The sequence below is a fragment of the Pseudomonas sp. Au-Pse12 genome (assembly GCF_021341665.1).
In the GTDB taxonomy this organism is placed as follows: Bacteria; Pseudomonadota; Gammaproteobacteria; order Pseudomonadales; family Pseudomonadaceae; genus Aquipseudomonas.
Map to the genome: position 1 here is coordinate 482,508 of NZ_JAJTTH010000002.1, position 21,421 is coordinate 503,928.

The window sequence follows — 21,421 nt, forward strand, 5'->3', positions numbered from 1 at the left end:
CCTCGCGATCCCCCTACGCAGCCAGGAACGGCTGGGGATCTTTCCCTGAACAAGGTTCAACCATGCACCGCAGGAATCTCCTCAAAGCCTCCATGGCCCTGGCGGCCTATACCGGCCTTTCGGCCAGCGGCCTGCTGGCCGCCCGGGCCTGGGCCGGCACCGCCGACGGCGAGGCCCAGGCCTTCGATTTCGAGCGCCTCAAGGCCCAGGCCAAGCAACTGGCGGGCAGCCCGTACGTGGACACCAAGCAGGTGTTGCCGCCGACCCTGGCGAAGATGACCCCGCAGAACTTCAACGCCATCCAGTACGACAGCCAGCACTCGCTGTGGAACGAACTGAAGGGGCAGCTGGACGTGCAGTTCTTTCACGTCGGCATGGGCTTCAAGCAACCGGTGCGCATGCACAGCGTCGACCCCAAGACCCGCCAGGCCCGGGAAGTGCACTTCCGTCCGGCGCTGTTCAACTACCAGAACTCCAGCGTCGACACCGCACAGCTCAAGGGCGACCTGGGCTTTGCCGGGTTCAAGCTGTTCAAGGCCCCGGAACTGGACAAGCACGACGTGGTGTCCTTCCTCGGTGCCAGCTACTTCCGCGCGGTGGATGCCACCGGCCAGTACGGCCTGTCGGCCCGGGGCCTGGCCATCGACACCTACGCCAAGCGCCGCGAAGAGTTTCCCGACTTCACCCAGTTCTGGTTCGAGACCCCGGACAAGGACAGCACCCGCTTCGTGGTCTACGCCCTGCTGGACTCGCCGAGCGCCACCGGCGCCTACCGTTTCGACATCGACTGCCAGGCCGAGCGCGTGGTGATGGCGGTCGACGCCCATGTCAATGCCCGCACCGCCATCGAGCAACTGGGCATTGCGCCGATGACCAGCATGTTCAGCTGCGGCACCCATGAACGGCGCATGTGCGACACCATCCACCCGCAGATCCACGACTCCGACCGCCTGGCCATGTGGCGCGGCAATGGCGAGTGGATCTGCCGCCCGCTGAACAACCCGGCGAACCTGCAGTTCAATGCCTTCGCCGACAAGGACCCGAAAGGCTTCGGCCTGGTCCAGACCGACCACGAGTTCGCCAGCTATCAGGACACCGTCGACTGGTACAGCCGCCGTCCGAGCCTGTGGGTCGAGCCCACCACGGCCTGGGGCGAAGGCAGCATCGACCTGCTGGAAATCCCCACCACCGGCGAAACCCTGGACAACATCGTGGCCTTCTGGACCCCGAAACAACCGGTGGCCGCCGGCGACTCGCTGAACTACGGCTACAAGCTCTACTGGAGCGCCTTGCCGCCGGTGGGCACGCCGTTGGCACGGGTGCACGCCACCCGCTCCGGCATGGGCGGTTTCGTCGAAGGCTGGGCCCCGGGCGAGCACTACCCGGAAGTCTGGGCGCGGCGCTTTGCCGTGGACTTCACCGGTGGCGGCCTCGACCGCCTGCCGCCGGGCACCGGTATCGAGCCGGTGGTCACCGCCTCCAACGGCCAGGTCAAGGATTTCAACGTACTGGTGCTGGACGAGATCAAGGGCTACCGCATCACCTTCGACTGGTTCCCCACCAACGACAGCGTCGAACCGGTGGAACTGCGGCTGTTCATCCGCACCAACGACCGCACCCTGAGCGAAACCTGGCTGTACCAGTACTTCCCGCCGGCACCGGACAAGCGCAAATACCCGTGATTCAGCGCTGAGAGAGCCAGTCGCCACTTAAGATGCAAAAAAACGCCGCTTTATCTTGAGATAAAGCGGCGTTTTTTTATCCCCAGTCGCTAGTCGCGCAAGTCCGACTCGTGAATCGGCTGCTCCCTGTGGGTCGCCCGCTGGTACTGCGCCGGCCACGTCGCCTTGCGCCCGCCCAGGTCATCATCGGCATGCAGCGGCCAATAAGGATCGCGCAACAGCTCACGGGCCAGAAAGATGATGTCCGCCTGGCAGGTACGCAGAATGTGCTCGGCCTGTGCCGGTTCGGTGATCAGCCCCACGGTGCCGGTGGCGATCCCCGACTCCTTGCGCACCCGCTCGGCAAAACGCGTCTGGTAACCCGGGCCGGTGGGAATCTCGGCATTGGCCGCGGTGCCGCCGGACGACACATCGATCAGGTCCACCCCAAGATCCTTGAGGCGTCGCGCCAGTTCCACGGTCTCGTCCGGGTTCCAGCCGTCCTCCACCCAATCGGTGGCCGACACCCGCACGAACAGCGGCAACGCTTCGGGCCAGACTTTTCGCACCGCCTCGGTCACTTGCAACACCAGGCGAATGCGATTTTCGAACGAACCGCCGTACTGGTCCTGACGCTGGTTGCTCAAGGGCGACAGGAACTGGTGCAGCAAATAGCCATGGGCCGCATGCACTTCCACCACCTTGAAGCCAGCCACCAGGGCCCGTTTGGCGGCCGCGACAAAGGCCTGGATGATCTGGCCGATCTGCTCTTCGTCCAGCTGCGTGGGCGGCGTGTGCTGCGGGTCGAAGGCAATCCGCGAGGGCCCCACCGGCACCCAGCCGCCGTCTTCGGGCTTGATGCTGCCGGACTTGCCGAGCCAGGGCCGGTGAGTACTGGCCTTGCGTCCGGCATGGGCCAGCTGGATACCGGCCACGGCGCCCTGGGCGGTGATGAAGCGAGTGATGCGTTGCAGGGGCTCGATCTGCGCGTCGTTCCACAGCCCCAGGTCCTGGGCGGTGATCCGGCCCTCGGCGGTGACCGCCGTGGCCTCGGTGAAGATCAACCCGGCACCGCCGACGGCACGGCTGCCCAGGTGCACCAGGTGCCAGTCGTTGGCCAGCCCGTCCTGCGACGAGTACTGGCACATGGGCGACACGGCGATGCGGTTGAGAAGGGTCAGTTGACGCAGGGTATAGGGTTCAAGCAGCAGACTCATGGGGCACCTCTCGGTCAATGGTCAGGCTCCAGGGTTCTGTTTGAACGGTCGACGAGTGACTGCGAAGTGAAGCGCCCGCCCCCGCGGGTAGAGGAATGACAAAAGGTCACAAGGCCAATCAGACAGTGCTTAGAGACTAGTCGACAACACTGCCGTCGGCTGGGTTCCTGACACGGCACCGGGCAAAAAACCTGTTGCACTGGCCGCTGCCAGCTAAGTGGGGCGCGGCGATTGCCATCGAGCAAGGCATCCACCACGCCACGGGCCATTTCCACGGAATGCACCAGCGACCAGATCAGGCCACGCTCAATGCCGCTGGCGTGTTCGGTGATTTCATCGGACACCTCCTCGGCGGCCTTGAGCAGCATGGACACATGAATCAATGCTTCTTCGGCACTGATGCCGGGGCGCACAGCGAAGGGGTTATCAGGGCCCGCAGGACCAGCGGCAGTGGGTTGCAGCGTCGCGATCAGCGAGCCCTCTACACCGATATTGGCCAGGGCATGGCGAACCCTTTCATTAGCCAGATCGTGGGCAGCATTACGACGGGAAGAAGGAGGGGAAACAGGCGGATCGGGGACTATCTTTTTCATGGTGTAGCTCCTCGACGATGAAGCCTCCACACCTAACGCTGCTAGACGTTTAAACAGGGTGGCGGCTGTACGCGGGCTAGCAGACCGGGTCGAGGAACCGGTGCGCCCGAAGGCGCCCCCACGCACAGCCGCCATAACAGAACACAGCAGGCAGGAAAGCCAACTGGGCTCGCGGCAACATTTACGTGTCTTGGTAACAGGCTGCTAAACCCGATCACTGAACATTCAGTGACGATCCGAGCCTAGTGAGCCGAATACCCAGCCGCAAGCGCCCGAGAGTGTCTCGGAACCCCCTTACAAAAGAAAGAGACATGCCGCCGACAGGCTTTCCCAAAGTCTGGCAAAACCACCCACATCACTTACTGCCAATCAGTAAAGGACAAGCACTGTACTTGTGGCGAGGGAGCTTGCTCCCGTGGGACCGGCCGGCGCTCCGGGGCGTAGCAGTCCCATTTTTGGGGCCGCTGCGCGCCCCAGCGGGAGCAAGCTCCCTCGCCACAGGTGATTTTTCGCTCACTCCAGCGTTGAGCTGATCGGCAGTACCCGCCTCAACGCGGTTCGATATGGGCAATCATCAACTGCACGGTTTCCTGGCCCCGGAACTCGTTGAGGTCGAGCTTGTAGGCCAGTTCCACCCAGCGGATGGTCGGGTTGGGCCAGACTTCACGGTCGATGCCGAAGGCGATGCCGTCCAGCTTCAGCGAGCCGCATTCGCTGCGCAGCACCACTTTCAGGTGGCGCTCGCCAACGATGCGCTGTTCCACCAGTTCGAACACGCCGTGGAACATCGGCTCGGGGAAGTGCTGGCCCCAGGGGCCGGCGTGGCGCAGGGCGCGGGCCAGTTCCAGGTGGAACTCTTCCACCGCCAGGGTGCCGTCCGACAGCAGGCGCCCGGTGAGGTCTTCTTCGCGCAGCTGGCGCCGCACTTCTTCGTCGAAGGCCTCGGCAAAGGCCGGGAAGTTCTGCTCCGGCAGCGACAGCCCGGCGGCCATGGCGTGGCCACCGAACTTGCTGATCAGTTGCGGATGGCGCGCGGCCACGGCGTCCAGGGCATCACGAATATGGAAACCCGGCACCGACCGCGCCGAGCCCTTGAGCATGCCCTCGCCGGCATCGGCAAAGGCAATGGTCGGCCGGTGGTAACGCTCTTTCAGGCGCGAGGCGAGAATCCCGATCACCCCCTGGTGCCAGTCGGCATCGAACAGGCACAGGCCGAACGGCATGGATTCCACCGGCAGTTCCTTGAGCTGGGCCAAGGCCTCGCGCTGCATGCCCTGTTCGATGGATTTGCGGTCCTGGTTCAGCTCATCCAGCTGGGCGGCCATGGCGCGGGCCGCCGAGGCGTCGTCGCTGAGCAAGCATTCGATGCCCAGGCTCATGTCGTCCAGGCGCCCGGCAGCGTTGAGCCGCGGGCCGAGGATGAACCCCAGGTCGGTGGAGGTGATGCGCGAATGATCGCGCTTGGCCACTTCGAGAATCGCCTTGAGCCCCGGCCGGGCGCGACCGGCGCGAATCCGCTCCAGGCCCTGGTGCACCAGGATGCGGTTGTTGGCGTCCAGGGGCACCACGTCCGCCACGCTGCCCAGGGCCACCAGGTCCAGCAGCTCGCCGATATTCGGCTGCGGCCGGGTTTCATAGCGACCCAGGCTGCGCAGGCGCGCGCGCAGGGCCATCAGCACATAGAAGATCACCCCGACCCCGGCCAGGGCCTTGCTGGGGAATTCGCAGCCCGGCTGGTTGGGGTTGACGATGGCGTCCGCCGCCGGCAGTTCATGGCCGGGCAAGTGGTGGTCGGTGACCAGCACTTGCAAGCCTGCAGCCTTGGCCGCGGCCACGCCTTCGACACTGGAGATGCCGTTGTCCACGGTAATCAGCAGTTGCGGCTCGCGCTGCAGGGCCACGGCGACGATTTCCGGGGTCAGGCCGTAGCCGTATTCGAAGCGGTTGGGCACCAGGTAATCGACATGGGCCGCGCCCAGCAGGCGCAGGCCCAGCAGCCCCACGGTGCTGGCGGTGGCGCCGTCGGCATCGAAGTCGCCGACGATGAGGATGCGCTGGCGCTGGTCCAGGGCGGTCACCAGCAAATCCACCGCGGCGTCGATGCCCTTGAGCTGCTGATACGGGATCAGCCGCGCCAGGCTCTTGTCCAACTCCTCCACCGACTGCACGCCCCGGGCGGCGTAGAGGCGGGTCAGCAGCGGCGGCAGGTCGCCGAGAAAGGGCAGGACGGCGGGCAACTCACGGGGTTCGATACGCATGGGCTAACAGCAACTTCTCTTGGAGGACGGTGGATCGTTCAGGTACGGCGCGGGTGATCAGCCGCGCTCGCCCAGTAGCCATTCCAGCTGCACTTCATGCTGGCCGCGATCGTCGGTGACGAAGATCGTGCCTTCGCTGATCATCACGTCCCACTTGATGACCCGCGGCATGTCCTTGGCCAGGGTTTCCAGCACTTCCTGGGGCACGCCGGCGATGTTGAGGTTCTTCAGGTTCTTCACCGCGTCTACCACCCGGGTCTGCCAGACCCGCAGGCTGCCGTAGGCCAGCAGGCTGGTGCGCTCGGTGCGGCGCGAGCACCAGGTCAGGCGCTCGGCGTCCGGCTGGCCGACTTCGATCCAGTGCAGCACGCGGTCGTCCAGGCTCTTTTCCCACAGGGCCGGCTCATCCACTTCCGACAGACCCCGACCGAACGACAGGTGCTCGTTGTACCAGAAGGCGTAGGCCAGCAGCCGCACGGTCATGCGTTCTTCGGTTTCCGAAGGGTGACGGGCGATGGTCTGCTTGACGCTTTCGTAGACCCCGCGGTCGAGGTCGGTCAGGTTCAGTTCGAATTTGTAGGTGGTGGACGGCTGGGCCATGTGCGGGCTTCTTGAGTGTGCGAAAAGGCCGCAAGTCTAACCCGAAACCTGCCGCCCTGCCCGACCGCTGACCGGCCGGCCGCCCTTGCGCTGAAATTCGCTGAAATGCATTGCCTCGGTAAAGTCGGTTGCCAGCCCGCCACCAGGGTTTTATAACCCCCGCGCGAATCGGCCGGCGCGCACCGCGCCAACGCCGCAGTTCAATAGAAAAGGACGTCCATGACTCTCTTTGTCACCCTGCTTGTCATCGTGCTGCTGTTCATCGCACTGATTTTGTACACCCGCCAGAAAATGGCTGAACAGAACGAGGCCCTGCCAACGGCCAGCGACGTGACCTCGCAGATCAACCAGACCCTGCTACTGAGCAAATCCGAGCCGCTGCTGGCGCTGAAACTGGCCGAGCGCTTGAGCGGCGAGCTTCGGGAACTGGCGCTGCAATTGGTGACCGCCGAACTCTACCTCGCGGGGCACAAGGCCAAGGCCCTGGAAGTAGGCAGGCAATTGCCGCCCATGGCTCGGGAATATGTCCTCAACACGCTGATCGAGTCGCTGCTCGACACCAACGACACCCAGGCCTGCCTGGAGCTGCTGGAGCAGTGGGGCGAACCACTGCCCAGCTGGCCACTGCTGCAGGTGCGCATTCTCCAGGCCCGCGGCGAGCAGGATCGGGCCCAGGCCGTGCTGAGCGAACTGAGCACCCCGCAAAACCCCGCAGCCCAGGAAGAGCAGAGCATCAGCAACTGCCTGACCCTCTCTCGCCTGCAATTTCAGGCGGGAATGGAAGACCAGGCGCTGCTCAACCTCGAACGCGCCTGGGCGCAATTTCAGGGCCCCGACGCAGGGCGTTATCTGACGGAGTGGCGCAGCCTGTTCGATGAGTACGCGGCCCAGGGCCGATTTGAACTGATCCTCGCCCGGACGCCGGCACTGGTTGCCGAAGAGCAGGCCCAGGCCATCCTCGCCCTGTTCGAGGCAGGCCAAACGGAGCCGGCTTTCAGTCTGCTGGCAGGCAACGACGCCTTCTACTACTCGACCTACAGCGAGTTGATGGACTCGGCCCTGAAACGCCAGCAACTCGATCTTGCCTTGCGTCTGCTGGACGTTGCCCCCGACCTGCATCAGCACAGCCTGCTCCTGCACCTGCTGAACCATCTGGCGGCACAGGGCCGCACCGCTGAAGCCGAGGCCCTGCTGCAGGAGCGGGTGAGCGAGCCGTCCCAGCGTCCGAGCCTGATGCTCAGCCTCTGCGAAGAGCAGCACCAGGCGCAGCCGCAATGGGCGGCCGCGCTGCTGGCCCAGGCCCTGCAACTGATCGACGGCTACAAGCACGAATCGGAGTTCTGGGGTGGCATGCGCTTGCACGCCCTGCAGGTCCAGCTGCAAGCCCAGAGCCGCCTGCCGGCCCATCGCCGGGACAGCTGGCTGGTGCGTAGCAGCCTTGAGGAAATGCACAACCTGCGCGAGCAGCAGGATGCCGAGCAGCAACTGCTGCACCTCTGCCAACACGCCCGGCTATTGCATGACCTGGACCAGACCGCCCAGGCCAGGACGCTGTTGGAGCAAGCCATGAACCTGCTGGACAGCGCCCCGTTGCCGGAACTGGATGAAGACGACAAAACCCTCTATCTGGAGGACATCGCCAACACCTACCTGTACCTCGACGAGGCTGAACAGGCCCAGGCCCTGCAGGATCGCCTGCACGCCCTGAACGCCGGTAGCCACATGCTGGAGGAAGACCTGCTGCTGCACCATATCCAGCACCAGCGTTTTGCCCAGGCCATCGACGCCTTGAGCCTGAGCACCCTGCTCAGTGACAAGAAACCCCTGTCACGCCTGTATCAAGCCCTGGAGGACATGCATCAGCGTGCCCCCGAGCGCGCCGCCGAGCTCCAGCAACAACTGCTGGACCGGCTGATCAGCGGCGAAGCCATGCGCGCCTCCCGAAACGCCTGACCGACCACGCCCCGCTGCCCGCCCTCAACGCGGCGCGTAGCGGGCCCAGAGCTCGTTGAACTCCTTGAGGTAGCTGGCCACCAGTTGCGGATGGTCGATCACCAGCAGGTTCTCCTCATTGCCGGTGGTGGCGCTGCGGGTCCAGTTGAAGCTGCCGTTGAGCAGGGTCCGGCCGTCGAACACGGCGAACTTGTGGTGCATGTGGAACGGCGTGTCGTCGATCCGCACCGGCACCCCGGCCTCCCTTAGCGCGGCGATATCGCTGCCGACATCGAATTGCTTTTCACTGTCGCTGATCACCCGCACGGCCACGCCGCGCTGGTGGCAGGCGCGGATTTCGTCGCTCAGTTGATCGTCGGAAATGGTGAACACGCAGATATCCACCGAGACCCGGGCCTGGCGGCACAGGTCGCGGATCTTGCGCCGGCAATCCTCGCCGGGGCTGAAGTGGGCGCTGGCCATGTCGCGCACCGGGGTGCTGTGGGTATCCAGGGTCTTGATCACCTGCTCCAGCCATTTCAGCGCCGGCAGCACATTGGCGCTGTCCGCCAGGCTCAGCTCGCGCACCAGGTCAAAGGCCCGGTTGCGCAGGTAGCGCACCTGGTCGGTGCCCAGTTCGCTGCCCAGCTGGCGCAGTTCGTCCCGTTCTTCGTTACTCAGTTTCAGGTCCTGCAGGCTGTCGCGCAGCTGCCGGTCCAGGTGGGCAAAATCCATGTCGTGATCCTTGGCTGTTCGCCGGCAAGCCGGCGCCTACGGTTGGGGGTCCTTGAGGGTGGGCACATCACCGTGGCTGAGCATGCGGCTCAATTCGTCCACACGCGTGGCGATGTCACCGATGCGCTGGTGGCTGTGCAGGTCGACGTCGATCTTCTTGTGCATCACCTTGAGCAGCGGCAGGAAGCTGTTTTCCAGATGCTCGGAGAGGTTTTCCAGCACTTCGCGCATGCCTTGCTGCGGCGCCGGCCGGGCCAGGCCGCGCACGCCTTCCACCAGATCGTTGAGCTGGGCCACCACCCGGGTGCCGACATCGCTGTCGCTGCCGCCCATGGAGCGGTTGCGCACGAAGTCGCGCTTGATCTGGGCCCAGCGTTCGCTCTGTTCCGGCGTCTGGTTCCCCCGCAGCTCGGCGAGCTTGAGCAGGTTTTCCTCGGCGCCGGTGGTCAGCAGCTGGGATTCACCCTGGTAGTGGTCGGCCAAGAGTTGCAGCAGCTCGGCGTCGTTCATCACCGCCGAGATCTTCTCCGCCATCTTGTTCATGTTGCGGTAGCTGCCCTGCAGCTTGAACGGCGGCTCGCTGCGGTACTGGTCGGCCTGGGCGGCGCTGGCGATGTACTGCTGGTTGACCCGCAGCACCACGTCGCGCACCTGCATCAGGCGTTGCAGGGTGGTGGTGATTTCGTTGATCTCGGCGCCGCTGTAGCTGTGGCTCAGCTCATTGCTGGAGAAGGCCTTGCCTTCGGCCTTGGCGACGAAGCGGTAGACGTCCGCCATGTCGCGGGTGGCCAGGGGCGCCAGCACCGGGTTGGAGGTCAGGCCGTTCTCGATGTAACTCAGGGAGAAGGCTTCCTGCATGCCGCCCAGGGTGTCGCCAAGGTTATAGATGTCCGCCCGGTTGGCCAGCATGTCGGGGATCTTGAACACCTCGCCGGACTCGGTGTACGGGTTGCCCGACATCACCACGCAGAACTTCTTGCCGCGCATGTCGTAGGTCTTGGTGCGGCCTTTCCACACGCCTTCGATGCGCCGGGTGCCGTCGCACAGCGAGATGAATTTCTGCAGGAACTCGGGGTGGGTGTGCTGGATGTCGTCGACATAGAGCATCACGTTGTTGCCCATCTCCAGGGCCAGGTTGAGCTTCTCCAGCTCCTGGCGCGAGGTGGCGTCCGGCGCCTGGGCCGGGTCCAGGGAACGCACCTGGTGCCCCAGGGCCGGGCCGTTGATCTTCATGAAGATCAGGCCCAGGCGGTGCGCCACGTATTCCATCAGGGTGGTCTTGCCGTAGCCCGGTGGCGAAATCAGCATCAACAGGCCCATCAGGTCGGTGCGCTTGTTCTCGCCCACGGTGCCCATCTGCTTGGCCAGGTTGTCGCCGATAAAGCCCAGGTACACATCGTTGATCAGCTTGTTGCGCACGAACGAGCTCAGCGGCCGCGGCTTGAATTCGCTCAGGCGCAGGGCCGAGCGTTCGCGGCTGATGATGCCCTGGCGCAGCGCCTGATAGCGCTGCAGGCCGGGCAGGAACTGTTCGCGGTGGGCCCGCAGGCGGGCAAAGAAACCGTCCACGGTGAGCGCCAGGCTGCGCTCCTGGATGCGCGGGTGTTCGCCCATCAGGTTGCCGACGCTGAAACGCAGATCGACTTCGGTGATGCGCTTGGCAAAGTCGTCCCGCAGCAACGACAGGGCCACGGCTTCGGGCACGTAGTCGGCCCATTCGGCGAACTCGCCCTCGGCGCACAAGGCCGACAGCCAGTTGCCGGCCAACGCCCACTGCGCGGCGGGCCGCTCTGCCAGCTGGGCCAGGGCCTGCTGGTAGTCGTCCCACATGCGCGCGCCTTGCAGGCGCAGGGTCAGGGCTTCCTGCAGCTGCCTGGCGTACTTGCTGAAGGTGAACTCGATGCGTTCTGCGGCCAGTTCCTGCACCAGGTATTCGGCGGCTTCCGGCAACAGCTCCGCCGGCAGGCTGAAGGCCTGCTGCTGACGCCAGTCCTGCAGCGCCAGGAAGATTTCGTCCTGCAACTGCAGCAAGCCTTCACGGCGGCCGAACAGTTGCTGGATATGCCGGCTGGTGCGGGCCCGCTCGGCCCATTGCTGGGGTTGCGGCTGGTGCTGCTGGCGGTCCCAGAAGAGCGCGGCGAAGGCCCGCGCCGCCGCGCCGAAACGCAGCAGGCCGGCGCTGTCGCGCAGGGGCAGCAGTTGCAGGAGGATCGCCGCCGCATCGTGATCGTGAATGCCCTTCTCGTAGCCTTCCTTGTAGCGCGGCGCAGCGAAGTCGCGGATCACCCGCGCCAGCTCGTCAGGGTGCGCGAGCAAGGGCTTGAGGCTTTCCAGGCTCAGGCCTTCAACGCCCCGGTCGGCGGCATCCAGCACTTGCCCGGCCAGGTACTCGGCCCGGTACAGCTGGGCCGATTCGGACTCCAGGGCCACCTGCCAGAAGTCGCGCAGGGCCTCCAGCTCGGGGTCGCGCAGGGGTTCGAGGAAATCCGTGCCGGTCAGGTGCAGGTGCAGTTCGTCGCCCCGGGGCATCAGGGTCAGGTCCAGCTCCTGGGTGTTGACGCTGAAACGGTGGCGCGGCCCCAGCTTGATGACATTGCCGCCCTCTTCGAACAGCTCGGTCTTGTCGCGCAGGGCCCGCACGGCCTGATCCCGGGCGCCCTTGAGGCGCGACTCGACATCGTCGGCCTTGACGCTGTCCTTGAGCTCGCGCAGGCGCTCGGCCAGCTCCCGCAGCTTGAGGATCAGCGGGTCGGCGGCGAAGAACGCATTGAGCTCTTCGGCCTGGGTGAACTTGGCGGTGCGCCGGCCGAGGCTGTCGAGAATCCGCCGCGCCGCGTCCAGCAGGCCCTGGGCCTTGCGCTGGCGCTCGTCGAGCAGCGATTGCTTGTGGGCCTCGAAGGTTTCCAGCAGCTCCTCGCGCTTGCCGAGGATGTCGCCGAGGAACTGTTCGTGATCGCCAAAGCGGCTTTCCAGCTCCTCCAGCTGCACCAGCAGCCGCGACAGCTGCTCGTCGCAACGCTCGGGGTCCTGGGCCTGGGCCAGGGCGTTGGTGATGCCCTGGCTGAAGAGTTTGAACTGCGCCCCGAACTGCGCCACGGTCTCGGTCGAGCCCAGGCCCTTGCGCCGTTGCTCGGCGCGGGCCTTGGCCTGGTTCAGGCGGGCGTAGATCTGCGAGATCGATTCGATGATCCGGGTGCGCTGGGTGGCGTCGTCGATCTGCAACGAGGCCATCAGGCTCGACAGCATGTCCAGGTCGCCGGCCATGGCTTGCAGGGCGCCCAGGGGCTCGTTGAGCTGGGCCACGGTTTCGGCTTTTTGCGCCTGGGCGTCCAGGGTTTCCAGCTGGGTGACGAAGGGCTGCAGGGCCTGCTCGCTGGCGAGGAAGGTCGCGGTGCCGGCGGCGGTGCGTTCCTGGGCCTTGAGCAGGTCGGCTTCCATGGCGTCGATGCGCGCCACGTCGATGTAGCGGTAGTCACGGATGGTCAGCAATAGCCCGCGCTGGGCGGTGATGCCGTTGAGCGCGTCGACGAAGCTCTGCACCTGGTCCCAACTGTCCACCAGCAGGCTGTCGAGCAGGGCTTTCTGCTTGGCCTCGGCGGCCACCATGGCCTGGTCCGACTGGCGGCGGATGCTTTCGACTTTCTCGTATTCATCGAGCACCAGTTCCGAGGTCGAGGCCACCTCGCGCAGCAGCGGCGCCAGGCCGTCGAGCTCGGCGCTGCCCAGCCAGTGGTACACATCGAACAGGCGCCGGGTGTTCTGGCACAGCAGCGAATAGCGCTGCACCGACACCGCCGGGGTGTCGATCTCGCGGCACAGGTCGTAGAGGTCGGACACGCTGCGCACCAGTTCGGCATTGCCGATGCGCCCGAGGAAGCCGCTGCGGGTCGGTTGCCGCGCGGCGTATTCCTCGGTGAAGAACGGGGTCTGCCAGACCTGCATCGGGTGGACCCGGGTCGGCTCATCGCCTTCGGCGGCGAAGATCACCATGCGCCCATCTTCCAGGCGCGCGTAACCGTGGCCGAACAGCGGGTTCTGCAGCTGGCGGTTGATCATGTTGTAGGTCAGCAGCACCGAGCGGCCCTGCTCCGGGTGGTAGAAGATGTACTGCACATCTTCACCGTTGGGCGAGCGCACCGAGCGCTTGAAGCGCATGCCGTCCATGGACTGTTCGAAGGTCTTGTACTCGCCGCTCTGCAGGTAATAACCGCCGGGGAAGATGATCCCGTGGTCTTCCGGCAGTTGCACGCAGGCCAGGCCGATGGCGTCGATGCGCTCGACCTGGCGGGTCAGGCTGTTGAACACCAGGTAGCGCCACTGCTCTTCGCGGTACGGCAGGACCTTGAGCAGGATCAGGCTGCCCAGGCGGGCGAATTCGATCTGCGAGTCGTCCAGGGACTGGGTCTTGTCCAGCACCTCTTCGCGGTAGATGCCCAGGCCGGACTCGGTGTTGTTCTCGACCTTGATGGTCAGGTCGCCGCCGATGGTTTCGACGAACACCGTGTCGAGGATGTTCAGGTGCGGAAAGCGGCCTTCGACCACCATCTCGCGGGTGGCTTTCTTCCATTCGAAGTCGAAGGGCGCCGGCAGGGCGATATCCCGTTCGCCACGGTTGTCGATGTAACGGACTTCGCGCCCGTCCACCGAGATCGACCAGCGGAACACCCGCACATCGGTGACGCGCTCGCCGATCTGGAAACTCGCCAGCAGCTTGCCGTCACGGATCGCCAGTTGCAGCAGGCGGGTGTTCTTGTAATAGGTGTAGAGCTCGTTGAAATCGTTGAGGAAGCCCTGGGCCGCCAGGAAGCTGCCTTCCAGGGGCACGGGCTCGGCTTCGTAGCCTTCGCCCTCCTCCACCAGCCGGTAGAGGGAAAACACGTCGGCGACGCGGGTTTCCTTCTTCAGGCCGATGAACACGTTGTAGCCGAACAACAGGCAGTCGCCGACCTGGACGATGTCCCGGGCGATGCAGTTGTTCTCGGTGCGGATACGCACCCGCCCGACCACTTCCATGCGGCTGTTGCCGAACTCGTCGAGACGCCTCTGGTTGAGGTCGTCGGTGGTGGCCCGCAGGCGCTGGCCCTGGTCCAGCAGGCGCTTGTGCAGCACCTCATAGGCGCCGCCTTCGGCGACGGCCTTGTCCAATACGTCCTGCGGGGGAGTTGCGACTTGAGCGTCCGACATCGTGGCCTTCCTGGATCTACGGCGGTGTGCAAAAAAAGCGGGCTCCTCAAACCTGGAGCCCGGTACCTGAAACCAGCCAGCTGAAAACCGCAGCCTGTCACCTGCCCCTGTAGCCGCAGGTAAAAACGGCGGCTACAGGATCAGGCGAGGCCTGGCAAATCAGCGGTGGTCAGGCATTTCAGGCGTCGGCAGACGAAGCGTCGGCCTTGCGCGAGACGGCAGCGGCCGCCAGTTCAGCGGCAACCGCCGGGGCGCCCTTGCCATTGAGCAGGCGCGCCAGGACGTCCTGGACCACCGGGCTCTTGCCCACCACGCCTTCGATGGCCTTGCCCACCGACAGCGACTTGGCGAAGGAGTTGAAGAAGTCGCCTTCGCCGCCGACGATCTCGATCTTGGCCTTGCTGAGGGCGGCCGACAGCACTTCGGCCTGGTCCTTGGCGATTTCCTTGTTGGCGGCGATGGCGGCCATCGCTTCCTCGAAGTTCTTCTCCAATTGCATGCGGAACTCTTCGTGAGCGCGCGCGCTGTCGCTGAGGGAATCCAGGGCACCGAACTTCTTGCCCAGGCCTTCGGCTTCGGCGTTCAGGCGCTGCAGCAGCACTTCGGCTTCGGCCGAGCCCAGGTCCTTGGTGGCCTTGGCCTTGGCCGCGCCCAGTTGCTCTTCGCCACGGGCCTGAGCCCCGAGCTTCTCTTCCATGACCTTGGCTTCGGCCAGGCCGTCCTTCTCTTTGGCAGCCGCCTGGGCTTCCATGATGCGGGCGTCGGCCAGACCTTTTTCCTGCTCGCCACGGGCTTCGGCAATCAACTGCTCGGTGCGGACGCGGGCTTGCGCCAGGCCTTCTTTTTCCTGGGCCGCAGCGGTGATTTCCAGCACGCGGGCATCGGCCAGGCCAGGCGCGGCGCGCTCGGCTTCCAGGCCTTCGGCCAGGCGTTTCTTGGCTTCGGCCTGCTTGGCCGCGGCTTCCAGCTCGGCCTGGGCCAGGTTGTTGATTTCCACGGCCTTGTGCTTGGAACGGGTCTCGTCGGCTTCGGCCTGCTTGACCTGGCGCACCAGGTCCTGCTCGGCTTCGGCCTGGGCCTGGATCACCACCACTTGCTTGGCGCGTTCGGCTTCGGAGACTTCGCGCACTTCCTTGATCCGCTCTTCTTCCTGGGCCACGGTCTTCTCCACCGCTACCCGCTCACGGATCACGGTGGCAATGTTCTTGCGCTGCTCTTCCAGGGCCTTTTCTTTCTCGATGCGTTGCAGTTCCACTTCACGCTCGCGGGCCACCACTTCCAGGTCCTTGGCGCGGGTGACTTTCTCCACTTCGATGACCACCGCGCGCTGGCGGTTCTGCTGGGCCACTTCGACTTCGCGCTGATGGTTCTCGGTGCGCACGTCGATTTCCTGCTGCGACTGAATGCGTGCCTGCTCGGCCTTCAGGCGTTCCTCTTCCTTGACCTTGGCGGTCTCGGCTTCCTCACGGGCGCGGATGGTTTCGATCTCGCGCTTCTGCCGCGCTTCGGCATCGGCCTGCTGGCGTTCGAGGGACAGCGAGGCTTCGCGGGTCTCGACGTTCTTCTTCTGGATCGCCAGTTCCTGGTTGCGCTCCAGTTCGTTGGTGATGACGTTCTGCGCCGCCGTCAGCTCGGTGATCTTGCGGATACCCTCGGCGTCGAGAATGTTGCTCGGGTCCAGGGAGTGCTTGGCGGTCTGCTCCAGGTAGTCGATGGCCACGTCTTCCAGCACATAGCCGTTGAGGTCGTTGCCGATGATCTCGATGATGCGGTCGCGGAAATCCTGGCGGTTCTCGAACAGCTGGACGAAATCGAACTGCTTGCCCACGGTCTTCAGCGCTTCGGAGAACTTGGCGTTGAACAGCTCGTTGACCGCGGCGCGGTCGGAGGCACGGTCGACACCGATGGCCTTGGCCACCTTGAGCACGTCTTCCTGGGTTTCATTGACCCGCAGGTAGAAGGCCACGGTGATGTCGGCGCGCATGTTGTCGCGGCAGATCAGCCCGTCCTTGGCCCGACGGTCGACTTCCAGGGTGATCAGCGAAATGCGCATGAACTCCTTGAGGTGGATGACCGGGTACACCAGGGCGCCAGTGAAGTGCACCTTGGGGGTCGAGGACATGTCGTTGACGATCAGCGCCGTACCTTGGGGAACCTTGATATAGAACGCCTTGAACAGCGCCAGCAGGCCGAAGACCACCAGGACTACAAGGCCGATCCCCAACAGCAGGGGCAGCAGCGACGGTAAATTCATGCAATCAATCTCCTTTGATTCTGAGGAAGCCCGGGCTCAGAGGCCGCGAAACTCGTCCTCGGTAATGACCCGATAGGCGTGTTGCGCCTCCAGATACTCCAGTAACACGACGCGATCGCCGCGTTTGAAAGCTCGCGCCTCATCGGCACGCACACGCAGGATCAGGCCCGCGCCGCCGTTCTCGAGCACGGCTTCGCCGTGTTCCAGGGTGACTCTGCCGCTGCGTACCACAGCGGTCTGCCCCAGCACCGACTGGCTGCTGGTGGCTTCCATCTTGTGAAACAGCGGGCGCAGCGGGCGACAGATCGCCGCGCTGATGGGCGCTGCCAGGAACAGTGCAAGCACGGCCAGCAACAGGCCCAGGGGGTAGCGCAGCCAGCCCAGGGGCAGGTGGCTGAGGACGTAGAGTTCGGCGAAATAGGTCAGGAACCAGCTGAAGAACATCAGCAGGGTCAGCACCAGGGTGACCGGCACCCCATTGAGCTTGAACTTGATCAGCAGCCCGGCCAGGCCTTCGCTGGCGTGGGCGCTGTCGAGCAGCGAGTCGGCCTCGAAGTCCAGCAGGTCGACTTCAAGCATGCCCATGGCCACCACGGCCCAATAGATCACGGCCAGGCAGAGCATGAAGCTGAACAGCACTGTGGGGAACGACAACACTGTCTGCAGGAAGATTTCCATTGCTTTCCTATCCCTGAAAAAGCCGGGCAAGGCCCGACGGCCCCGCCCCTACAACACAACGGTGAATCAGGACTTGTTGCGGTCCTTGAGGCGCGCCAGCACGCTGTCGGCGCTGGTGCTGCCGGCGACGATCCCGGCCTCGCGCAACTTGGCGTCCAGGGCGTCATCGGGGTTGCTGGTGCTGGCCAGCTCGGCTGCGGCTTCCATCTTCGCCGCGCGTTCGGCCTGCTTCTGCTTGATCCGCTCCAGTGATTCCACCGCGGTGTGCAGCTTGCTCTGCGAGCCGCCATAGCGCTGCGCCACGGCTTGCTGGGCCTTCTGCACGCTCTCGGTGGCCTTGACGGTATCCACCTGCTGTTTCAAATGTTTGATATTGCCCTCGGCCTGGGTCACGGCCTTGCGCAACTGGGCCACGCTGGCGGCGAAACCGTCGGCCTGCTCGCGTTCCACGGCCAGGTCGTTTTCCAGGTTGGCGATTTTCTGCGCCACTTCCTGGGCGAGCTGTTCGTTACCCGACTCCAGGGCCTTGAGGGCGTAGCTTTCATATTCGGCGATCTTCGCCGCGCTGCCATTGGCGCGCTCGGCGGCGAGTTTCTGCCGGGCCATGATCTCGGCCAAGGCTTCCTTGGACTTGCGCAGTTCCTGATCGGCGTCACGGATCTCCTGATCGAGAATCCTCAGCGCCTGGCTGTCCACCAGGGCCTCGCCCGCCTCATTGGCACCACCGCGCAGCGCGGTGAGCAACTTGCTCCATACGTTCATGTGCATTCCTCCAGGTCAGGCCTGAGCCTTCAGGTAGCCTTCGTAGGCCTCGGTGGCCCTGATCACATTGCTGGCCAGGGTTTCGATCTCGTAGAGCACGTTGGAGAGAATCGAAGTGGCACTCAGGGCGCCGAACATCATGTAGTGGCGCTCGCCGCCAAAGCGGGTTTCCAGGCCGATGCTCGACAGCGGGAACAACTGGCGGCTGAGCAGCACTTCCTCGTTGAACGCTGCCACGTCGGTCACTTCGCTTTGCGGCCAGAGCAGCGCCTCCACCAGGATCTGCTCGCCGGACAGGGCGACGAACAGCGGCAGGTCGCCGTATTCGCGCATGGTCACGTGCAAGCTAGGTTCGGCGCCTTCAAGCAGTTCAACGCTGGCTTCGCCGCTGCTGAACAACTCGGTGGCCACCAGGGCCTGGCACAGCGATCGGGCATTCCAGGTCTGCGGCATGCTCATTTCTCCATCCTTTTCCACAGGAGCCAGCCCTTCTAGGGGCTGACGCAGTTTGCGTTCAACCGCCAGCAACGCCTGAGCGTTCTCCGGCAGTATCCAGACTTCCTTTTTCACCAGCCCCTGATCGCGCAGGCGCTGGCGGAATAAACGTTGGTAATGGGCTGAGGATTTGTTTTCCATGACGCAGAGACTAAAACATCACATGTAAGGTTTTCAATTCATCACATGTAAAATTTACAGGCGATGTTTGTAACAAAAAATATCAGGCGGATCGCACGCAAAACCGCCAGACCGGCAACGGCTGCATAGACTCTTTTTCGTCTTTCGCAACTGCTACGTTCTCAAGCGGCGTCATTAAACCCGTCAACAAAGCGAATGAGAAGCACAATTATCCCCGGCCCAGCCCGCAAATAATCAATAAAGGCAGGCACCCGGCGCTGCCTTAATGGCGACCAATGGTCTAGGCTAGGCAGATTTTCCTGCCCAGCGGATGCCTCATGAACAGCCTCAGCAAGCCCCTCGCCGGATTAAAAGTGATCGAACTCGGCACCCTGATCGCCGGCCCCTTCGCCTCGCGCATCTGCGCCGAGTTCGGTGCCGAAGTGATCAAGGTCGAGTCTCCGGATGGCGGCGATCCGCTGCGCAAGTGGCGCAAGCTGTATGAGGGCACCTCGCTATGGTGGTTCGTCCAGGCGCGCAACAAGAAATCCCTGACCCTGAACCTCAAGCACCCGGAAGGCTTGGCAGTGCTCAAGCAGTTGCTGAGCGAAGCGGACATCCTGATCGAGAACTTCCGCCCCGGCGTGCTGGAGAAACTCGGCCTGGGCTGGGAGGTGCTGCACGCGCTCAACCCGAAACTGGTGATGGTGCGCCTGTCGGGCTTCGGCCAGACCGGGCCGATGAAGGACCAACCGGGCTTCGGCGCGGTGGGCGAGTCCATGGGCGGCCTGCGTTACATCACCGGCTTCGAGGACCGCCCGCCGGTACGCACCGGGATCTCCATCGGTGACTCCATCGCCGCCCTGTGGGGGGTGATTGGCGCGTTGATGGCGCTGCGTCACCGCGAGGTCAACGGCGGCCAGGGGCAAGTGGTGGACGTGGCGCTGTACGAAGCGATCTTCGCCATGATGGAAAGCATGGTCCCGGAGTTCGATGTGTTCGGTTTCATCCGCGAACGCAGCGGCAACATCATGCCCGGCATCACCCCGTCGTCGATCCATACCAGCGCCGACGGCAAGCACGTGCAGATCGGCGCCAACGGCGATGCGATCTTCAAGCGCTTCATGCTGATCATCGGTCGCGACGACCTGGCCAATGACCCGGCCCTGGCCAGCAACGACGGACGCGACACCCGCCGCGACGAACTCTACGGGGTGATCGACCGCTGGGTGGCGTCCCTGCCCCTGGAGCAGGTGCTGGAGCAACTGAACCAGGCCGAAGTCCCGGCCAGCCGGATCTTCAGCGCCGAGGACATGTTCCACGACCCGCAATTCCTCGCCCGGGAGATGTTCCTCCAGGCCAAGCTGCCGGACGGCAAGGCCTTCAAGATGCCCGGCATCGTGCCGAAACTCTCGGAAACACCCGGCTCCGCAGACTGGGTCGGCCCCGAGCTTGGCGAGCACTCCAGCGACGTCCTGGCGAGCCTGGGCTACAGCAGCGAGCAGATCCAAAACCTGCGCAACTCTGGGGCAATCTAAGCTGAAACAGCCGTCTTACATTGGCGCACCACAACCGGCACATCGACGCGCGAAACCCGGCCTTGGCCGGCTGACAATGGCGCTCGCGGCGTGCCTGCTGTGGCTGCCCTGCACGCCCGGCCACGCCGGGGAAATGCTCACCTGGCTGCTGCGCGACCTGCCACCGCTGAATATGTTCGAAGGCCCGCAGAAGGGCCGCGGGGTCGTCGACTTGCTGATGCCACAATTGATCGCCAGCCTGCCGGGGTACCAGCACGAGCTGGTCCGGGTCAATCGCGCCCGAGGCATGCAGATGCTGCGCGACCCCAGTTTCACCTGCGACCCGGCCCTGATCTGGAGCAAGGAGCGCGCGCAGTGGGTCGCCTTCTCCATCACCAGCTTTCGCGTATTGAGCAATGGCCTGGCGATCCGCCGCGCCGACCGCGAACAGCTCACGCACTTCCTGCATGACGGCAAGGTCGACCTGCATGGCCTGCTCGAGAGCGGCAAGGAACTGATTGGCGTGGTGGCCGAGCGCAGCTACGGGCAACAGCTCGACAACCTGCTACAGCAAGTGTCGCCCCAGCAGATTCGCGCCCACTATGGCAACGACGCCCTCGGCAGCCTGCTGCAGATGCAGCGCCTGGGCCGCCTGCAACTGCTCCTGGGCTACTGGCCGGAAATCCGCTATCAGGCCGTGCAGCAGGGTATCGACCCGCAGGACCTGGAGTTCTACCCGATCGAAGGCACCAGCAAGTATCAGGAAATCCACGTCGGCTGCTCCGACACCCCACAGGGCCGGCAGGCCATCACCCGGATCAACCAGGCCCTGCTCAAGCTGCGCGAAGAGCGGCTGGTGGAGCTGTACGCCGCCTGGCTGGACCCTGGAATGCGCGACGAATACCGCGCCGACGCCCGCGCCTACTTCCAGAGCCTGCAAGACCACTGACAAATCCCGGGCAAAAAGAAACCCCGAGAAGTGGGGAGACGACTCGGGGTTAAACGTGGTCTTTGCAGACCCGTACCAGCCGGCTACAAGCACCGGAGCACAATGCCTGATCCCGCTGATACTGAGTCTGACTGATGCGGTTGGTGGAAGGTTCCGTAAAAATGTCAGATCAATTGCGCTGAACCAAGGCCTTGCCTTCGGCAGCATGGCGCCAGGCGGCAATCACGCAGGGCTCGAGCCGGCCTTCGGCGATCAGCAGGTCACGATGCAGGCCGTCGACCACATCCGTGAGCAAGCGCTTGTCGGCCAGCTGGGCCTGATTGACCTCACGCTCCAGCACGACGGCGCCAGCGGTATTCTTCAGCGTCACCAGGCATTCACCGTGGGTGCCACAGGACATCAGCGTGACCTGGTAGGGACTCAACGACTCACTCAATAAAAGACTGATACTTTCCATCTAGATCAC

14 protein-coding genes and 1 pseudogene are annotated in these 21,421 nt (G+C 64.3%); 4 read left to right on the forward strand and 11 right to left on the reverse strand.

The features are described 5' to 3' along the window. The first annotated feature begins 62 nt into the window (after positions 1-62). Positions 63-1,682, forward strand: a complete 1,620-nt coding sequence (locus LXM55_RS06845; RefSeq protein WP_233319696.1) for a glucan biosynthesis protein D — start codon at positions 63-65, stop codon at positions 1,680-1,682. Between the two features lie 89 nt (positions 1,683-1,771). Here LXM55_RS06845 and LXM55_RS06850 read toward each other — a convergent pair whose 3' ends face one another. The 4 genes and pseudogenes from LXM55_RS06850 to LXM55_RS06865 form a co-directional block, all read right to left on the reverse strand. Continuing rightward, positions 1,772-2,878, reverse strand: coding sequence for an NADH:flavin oxidoreductase/NADH oxidase (locus tag LXM55_RS06850; protein WP_233319697.1), 1,107 nt, complete (start codon positions 2,876-2,878; stop codon positions 1,772-1,774). 221 nt (positions 2,879-3,099) lie between these two features. Further along, positions 3,100-3,471, reverse strand: a pseudogene (locus LXM55_RS06855) (DUF6124 family protein); the annotation flags it as partial. A 548-nt stretch (positions 3,472-4,019) separates the two neighbouring features. Beyond that, positions 4,020-5,729, reverse strand: coding sequence for a single-stranded-DNA-specific exonuclease RecJ (gene recJ, locus LXM55_RS06860; protein WP_233319698.1), 1,710 nt, complete (start codon positions 5,727-5,729; stop codon positions 4,020-4,022). Between the two features lie 57 nt (positions 5,730-5,786). After that, the gene (locus LXM55_RS06865; protein WP_233319699.1) at positions 5,787-6,329 is read right to left on the reverse strand and encodes a YaeQ family protein; all 543 of its coding nucleotides are present in this window, start codon (positions 6,327-6,329) and stop codon (positions 5,787-5,789) included. Between the two features lie 219 nt (positions 6,330-6,548). Here LXM55_RS06865 and LXM55_RS06870 point away from each other — a divergent pair, with 219 nt between their 5' ends. Beyond that, positions 6,549-8,282, forward strand: coding sequence for a hypothetical protein (locus tag LXM55_RS06870; RefSeq protein WP_233319700.1), 1,734 nt, complete (start codon positions 6,549-6,551; stop codon positions 8,280-8,282). A 24-nt stretch (positions 8,283-8,306) separates the two neighbouring features. On the opposite strand, the gene LXM55_RS06875 is transcribed toward LXM55_RS06870, so the two are convergent. The 6 genes from LXM55_RS06875 to bacA all read right to left on the reverse strand — a co-directional run bounded on the left by LXM55_RS06875 (position 8,307) and on the right by bacA (position 18,510). Further along, positions 8,307-8,996 carry a phospholipase D-like domain-containing protein gene (locus LXM55_RS06875; protein ID WP_233319701.1) on the reverse strand — a complete coding sequence of 230 codons (690 nt, stop codon included), beginning with the start codon at positions 8,994-8,996 and terminating at the stop codon, positions 8,307-8,309. A gap of 36 nt (positions 8,997-9,032) precedes the next feature. Further along, positions 9,033-14,180, reverse strand: coding sequence for a DNA repair ATPase (locus LXM55_RS06880; RefSeq protein WP_233319702.1), 5,148 nt, complete (start codon positions 14,178-14,180; stop codon positions 9,033-9,035). 178 nt (positions 14,181-14,358) lie between these two features. Next, positions 14,359-16,434: a flotillin family protein gene (locus tag LXM55_RS06885; RefSeq protein ID WP_233319703.1), complete on the reverse strand. Its 2,076-nt coding sequence runs from the start codon at positions 16,432-16,434 to the stop codon at positions 14,359-14,361. A gap of 36 nt (positions 16,435-16,470) precedes the next feature. After that, on the reverse strand, positions 16,471-17,112 hold the full coding sequence (locus LXM55_RS06890) for an OB-fold-containig protein (protein WP_233319704.1): 642 nt from the start codon (positions 17,110-17,112) through the stop codon (positions 16,471-16,473). Between the two features lie 66 nt (positions 17,113-17,178). After that, complete coding sequence (locus LXM55_RS06895) at positions 17,179-17,874, reverse strand: PspA/IM30 family protein (protein WP_233319705.1); 696 nt, start codon at positions 17,872-17,874, stop codon at positions 17,179-17,181. A gap of 15 nt (positions 17,875-17,889) precedes the next feature. Beyond that, positions 17,890-18,510, reverse strand: a complete 621-nt coding sequence (gene bacA, locus LXM55_RS06900) for a biofilm formation regulator BacA (protein WP_233319706.1) — start codon at positions 18,508-18,510, stop codon at positions 17,890-17,892. Positions 18,511-18,827: 317 nt separating this feature from the next. Here bacA and LXM55_RS06905 point away from each other — a divergent pair, with 317 nt between their 5' ends. Both LXM55_RS06905 and LXM55_RS06910 read left to right on the forward strand, forming a co-directional pair. After that, entirely contained in the window at positions 18,828-20,027 is a 1,200-nt protein-coding gene (locus tag LXM55_RS06905; protein WP_233319707.1) for a CaiB/BaiF CoA transferase family protein, read from the forward strand. 76 nt (positions 20,028-20,103) lie between these two features. After that, on the forward strand, positions 20,104-20,955 hold the full coding sequence (locus LXM55_RS06910) for a TIGR02285 family protein (RefSeq protein WP_233319708.1): 852 nt from the start codon (positions 20,104-20,106) through the stop codon (positions 20,953-20,955). A gap of 169 nt (positions 20,956-21,124) precedes the next feature. Here LXM55_RS06910 and LXM55_RS06915 read toward each other — a convergent pair whose 3' ends face one another. Continuing rightward, a complete protein-coding gene (locus LXM55_RS06915; RefSeq protein WP_233319709.1) occupies positions 21,125-21,412 on the reverse strand; it encodes a DUF3509 domain-containing protein in 288 nt (95 codons plus the stop codon). Positions 21,413-21,421 lie beyond the last annotated feature (9 nt).

What these genes read in the sequence shown, in the direction of transcription:
- LXM55_RS06845 (WP_233319696.1), top strand. Translation starts at nt 63, where the DNA reads ATGCACCGCAGGAATCTCCTCAAAGCCTCCATGGCCCTGGCGGCCTAT.
- LXM55_RS06850 (WP_233319697.1), bottom strand. Translation starts at nt 2,878, where the DNA reads ATGAGTCTGCTGCTTGAACCCTATACCCTGCGTCAACTGACCCTTCTC.
- recJ (WP_233319698.1), bottom strand. Translation starts at nt 5,729, where the DNA reads ATGCGTATCGAACCCCGTGAGTTGCCCGCCGTCCTGCCCTTTCTCGGC.
- LXM55_RS06865 (WP_233319699.1), bottom strand. Translation starts at nt 6,329, where the DNA reads ATGGCCCAGCCGTCCACCACCTACAAATTCGAACTGAACCTGACCGAC.
- LXM55_RS06870 (WP_233319700.1), top strand. Translation starts at nt 6,549, where the DNA reads ATGACTCTCTTTGTCACCCTGCTTGTCATCGTGCTGCTGTTCATCGCA.
- LXM55_RS06875 (WP_233319701.1), bottom strand. Translation starts at nt 8,996, where the DNA reads ATGGATTTTGCCCACCTGGACCGGCAGCTGCGCGACAGCCTGCAGGAC.
- LXM55_RS06880 (WP_233319702.1), bottom strand. Translation starts at nt 14,180, where the DNA reads ATGTCGGACGCTCAAGTCGCAACTCCCCCGCAGGACGTATTGGACAAG.
- LXM55_RS06885 (WP_233319703.1), bottom strand. Translation starts at nt 16,434, where the DNA reads ATGAATTTACCGTCGCTGCTGCCCCTGCTGTTGGGGATCGGCCTTGTA.
- LXM55_RS06890 (WP_233319704.1), bottom strand. Translation starts at nt 17,112, where the DNA reads ATGGAAATCTTCCTGCAGACAGTGTTGTCGTTCCCCACAGTGCTGTTC.
- LXM55_RS06895 (WP_233319705.1), bottom strand. Translation starts at nt 17,874, where the DNA reads ATGAACGTATGGAGCAAGTTGCTCACCGCGCTGCGCGGTGGTGCCAAT.
- bacA (WP_233319706.1), bottom strand. Translation starts at nt 18,510, where the DNA reads ATGGAAAACAAATCCTCAGCCCATTACCAACGTTTATTCCGCCAGCGC.
- LXM55_RS06905 (WP_233319707.1), top strand. Translation starts at nt 18,828, where the DNA reads ATGAACAGCCTCAGCAAGCCCCTCGCCGGATTAAAAGTGATCGAACTC.
- LXM55_RS06910 (WP_233319708.1), top strand. Translation starts at nt 20,104, where the DNA reads ATGGCGCTCGCGGCGTGCCTGCTGTGGCTGCCCTGCACGCCCGGCCAC.
- LXM55_RS06915 (WP_233319709.1), bottom strand. Translation starts at nt 21,412, where the DNA reads ATGGAAAGTATCAGTCTTTTATTGAGTGAGTCGTTGAGTCCCTACCAG.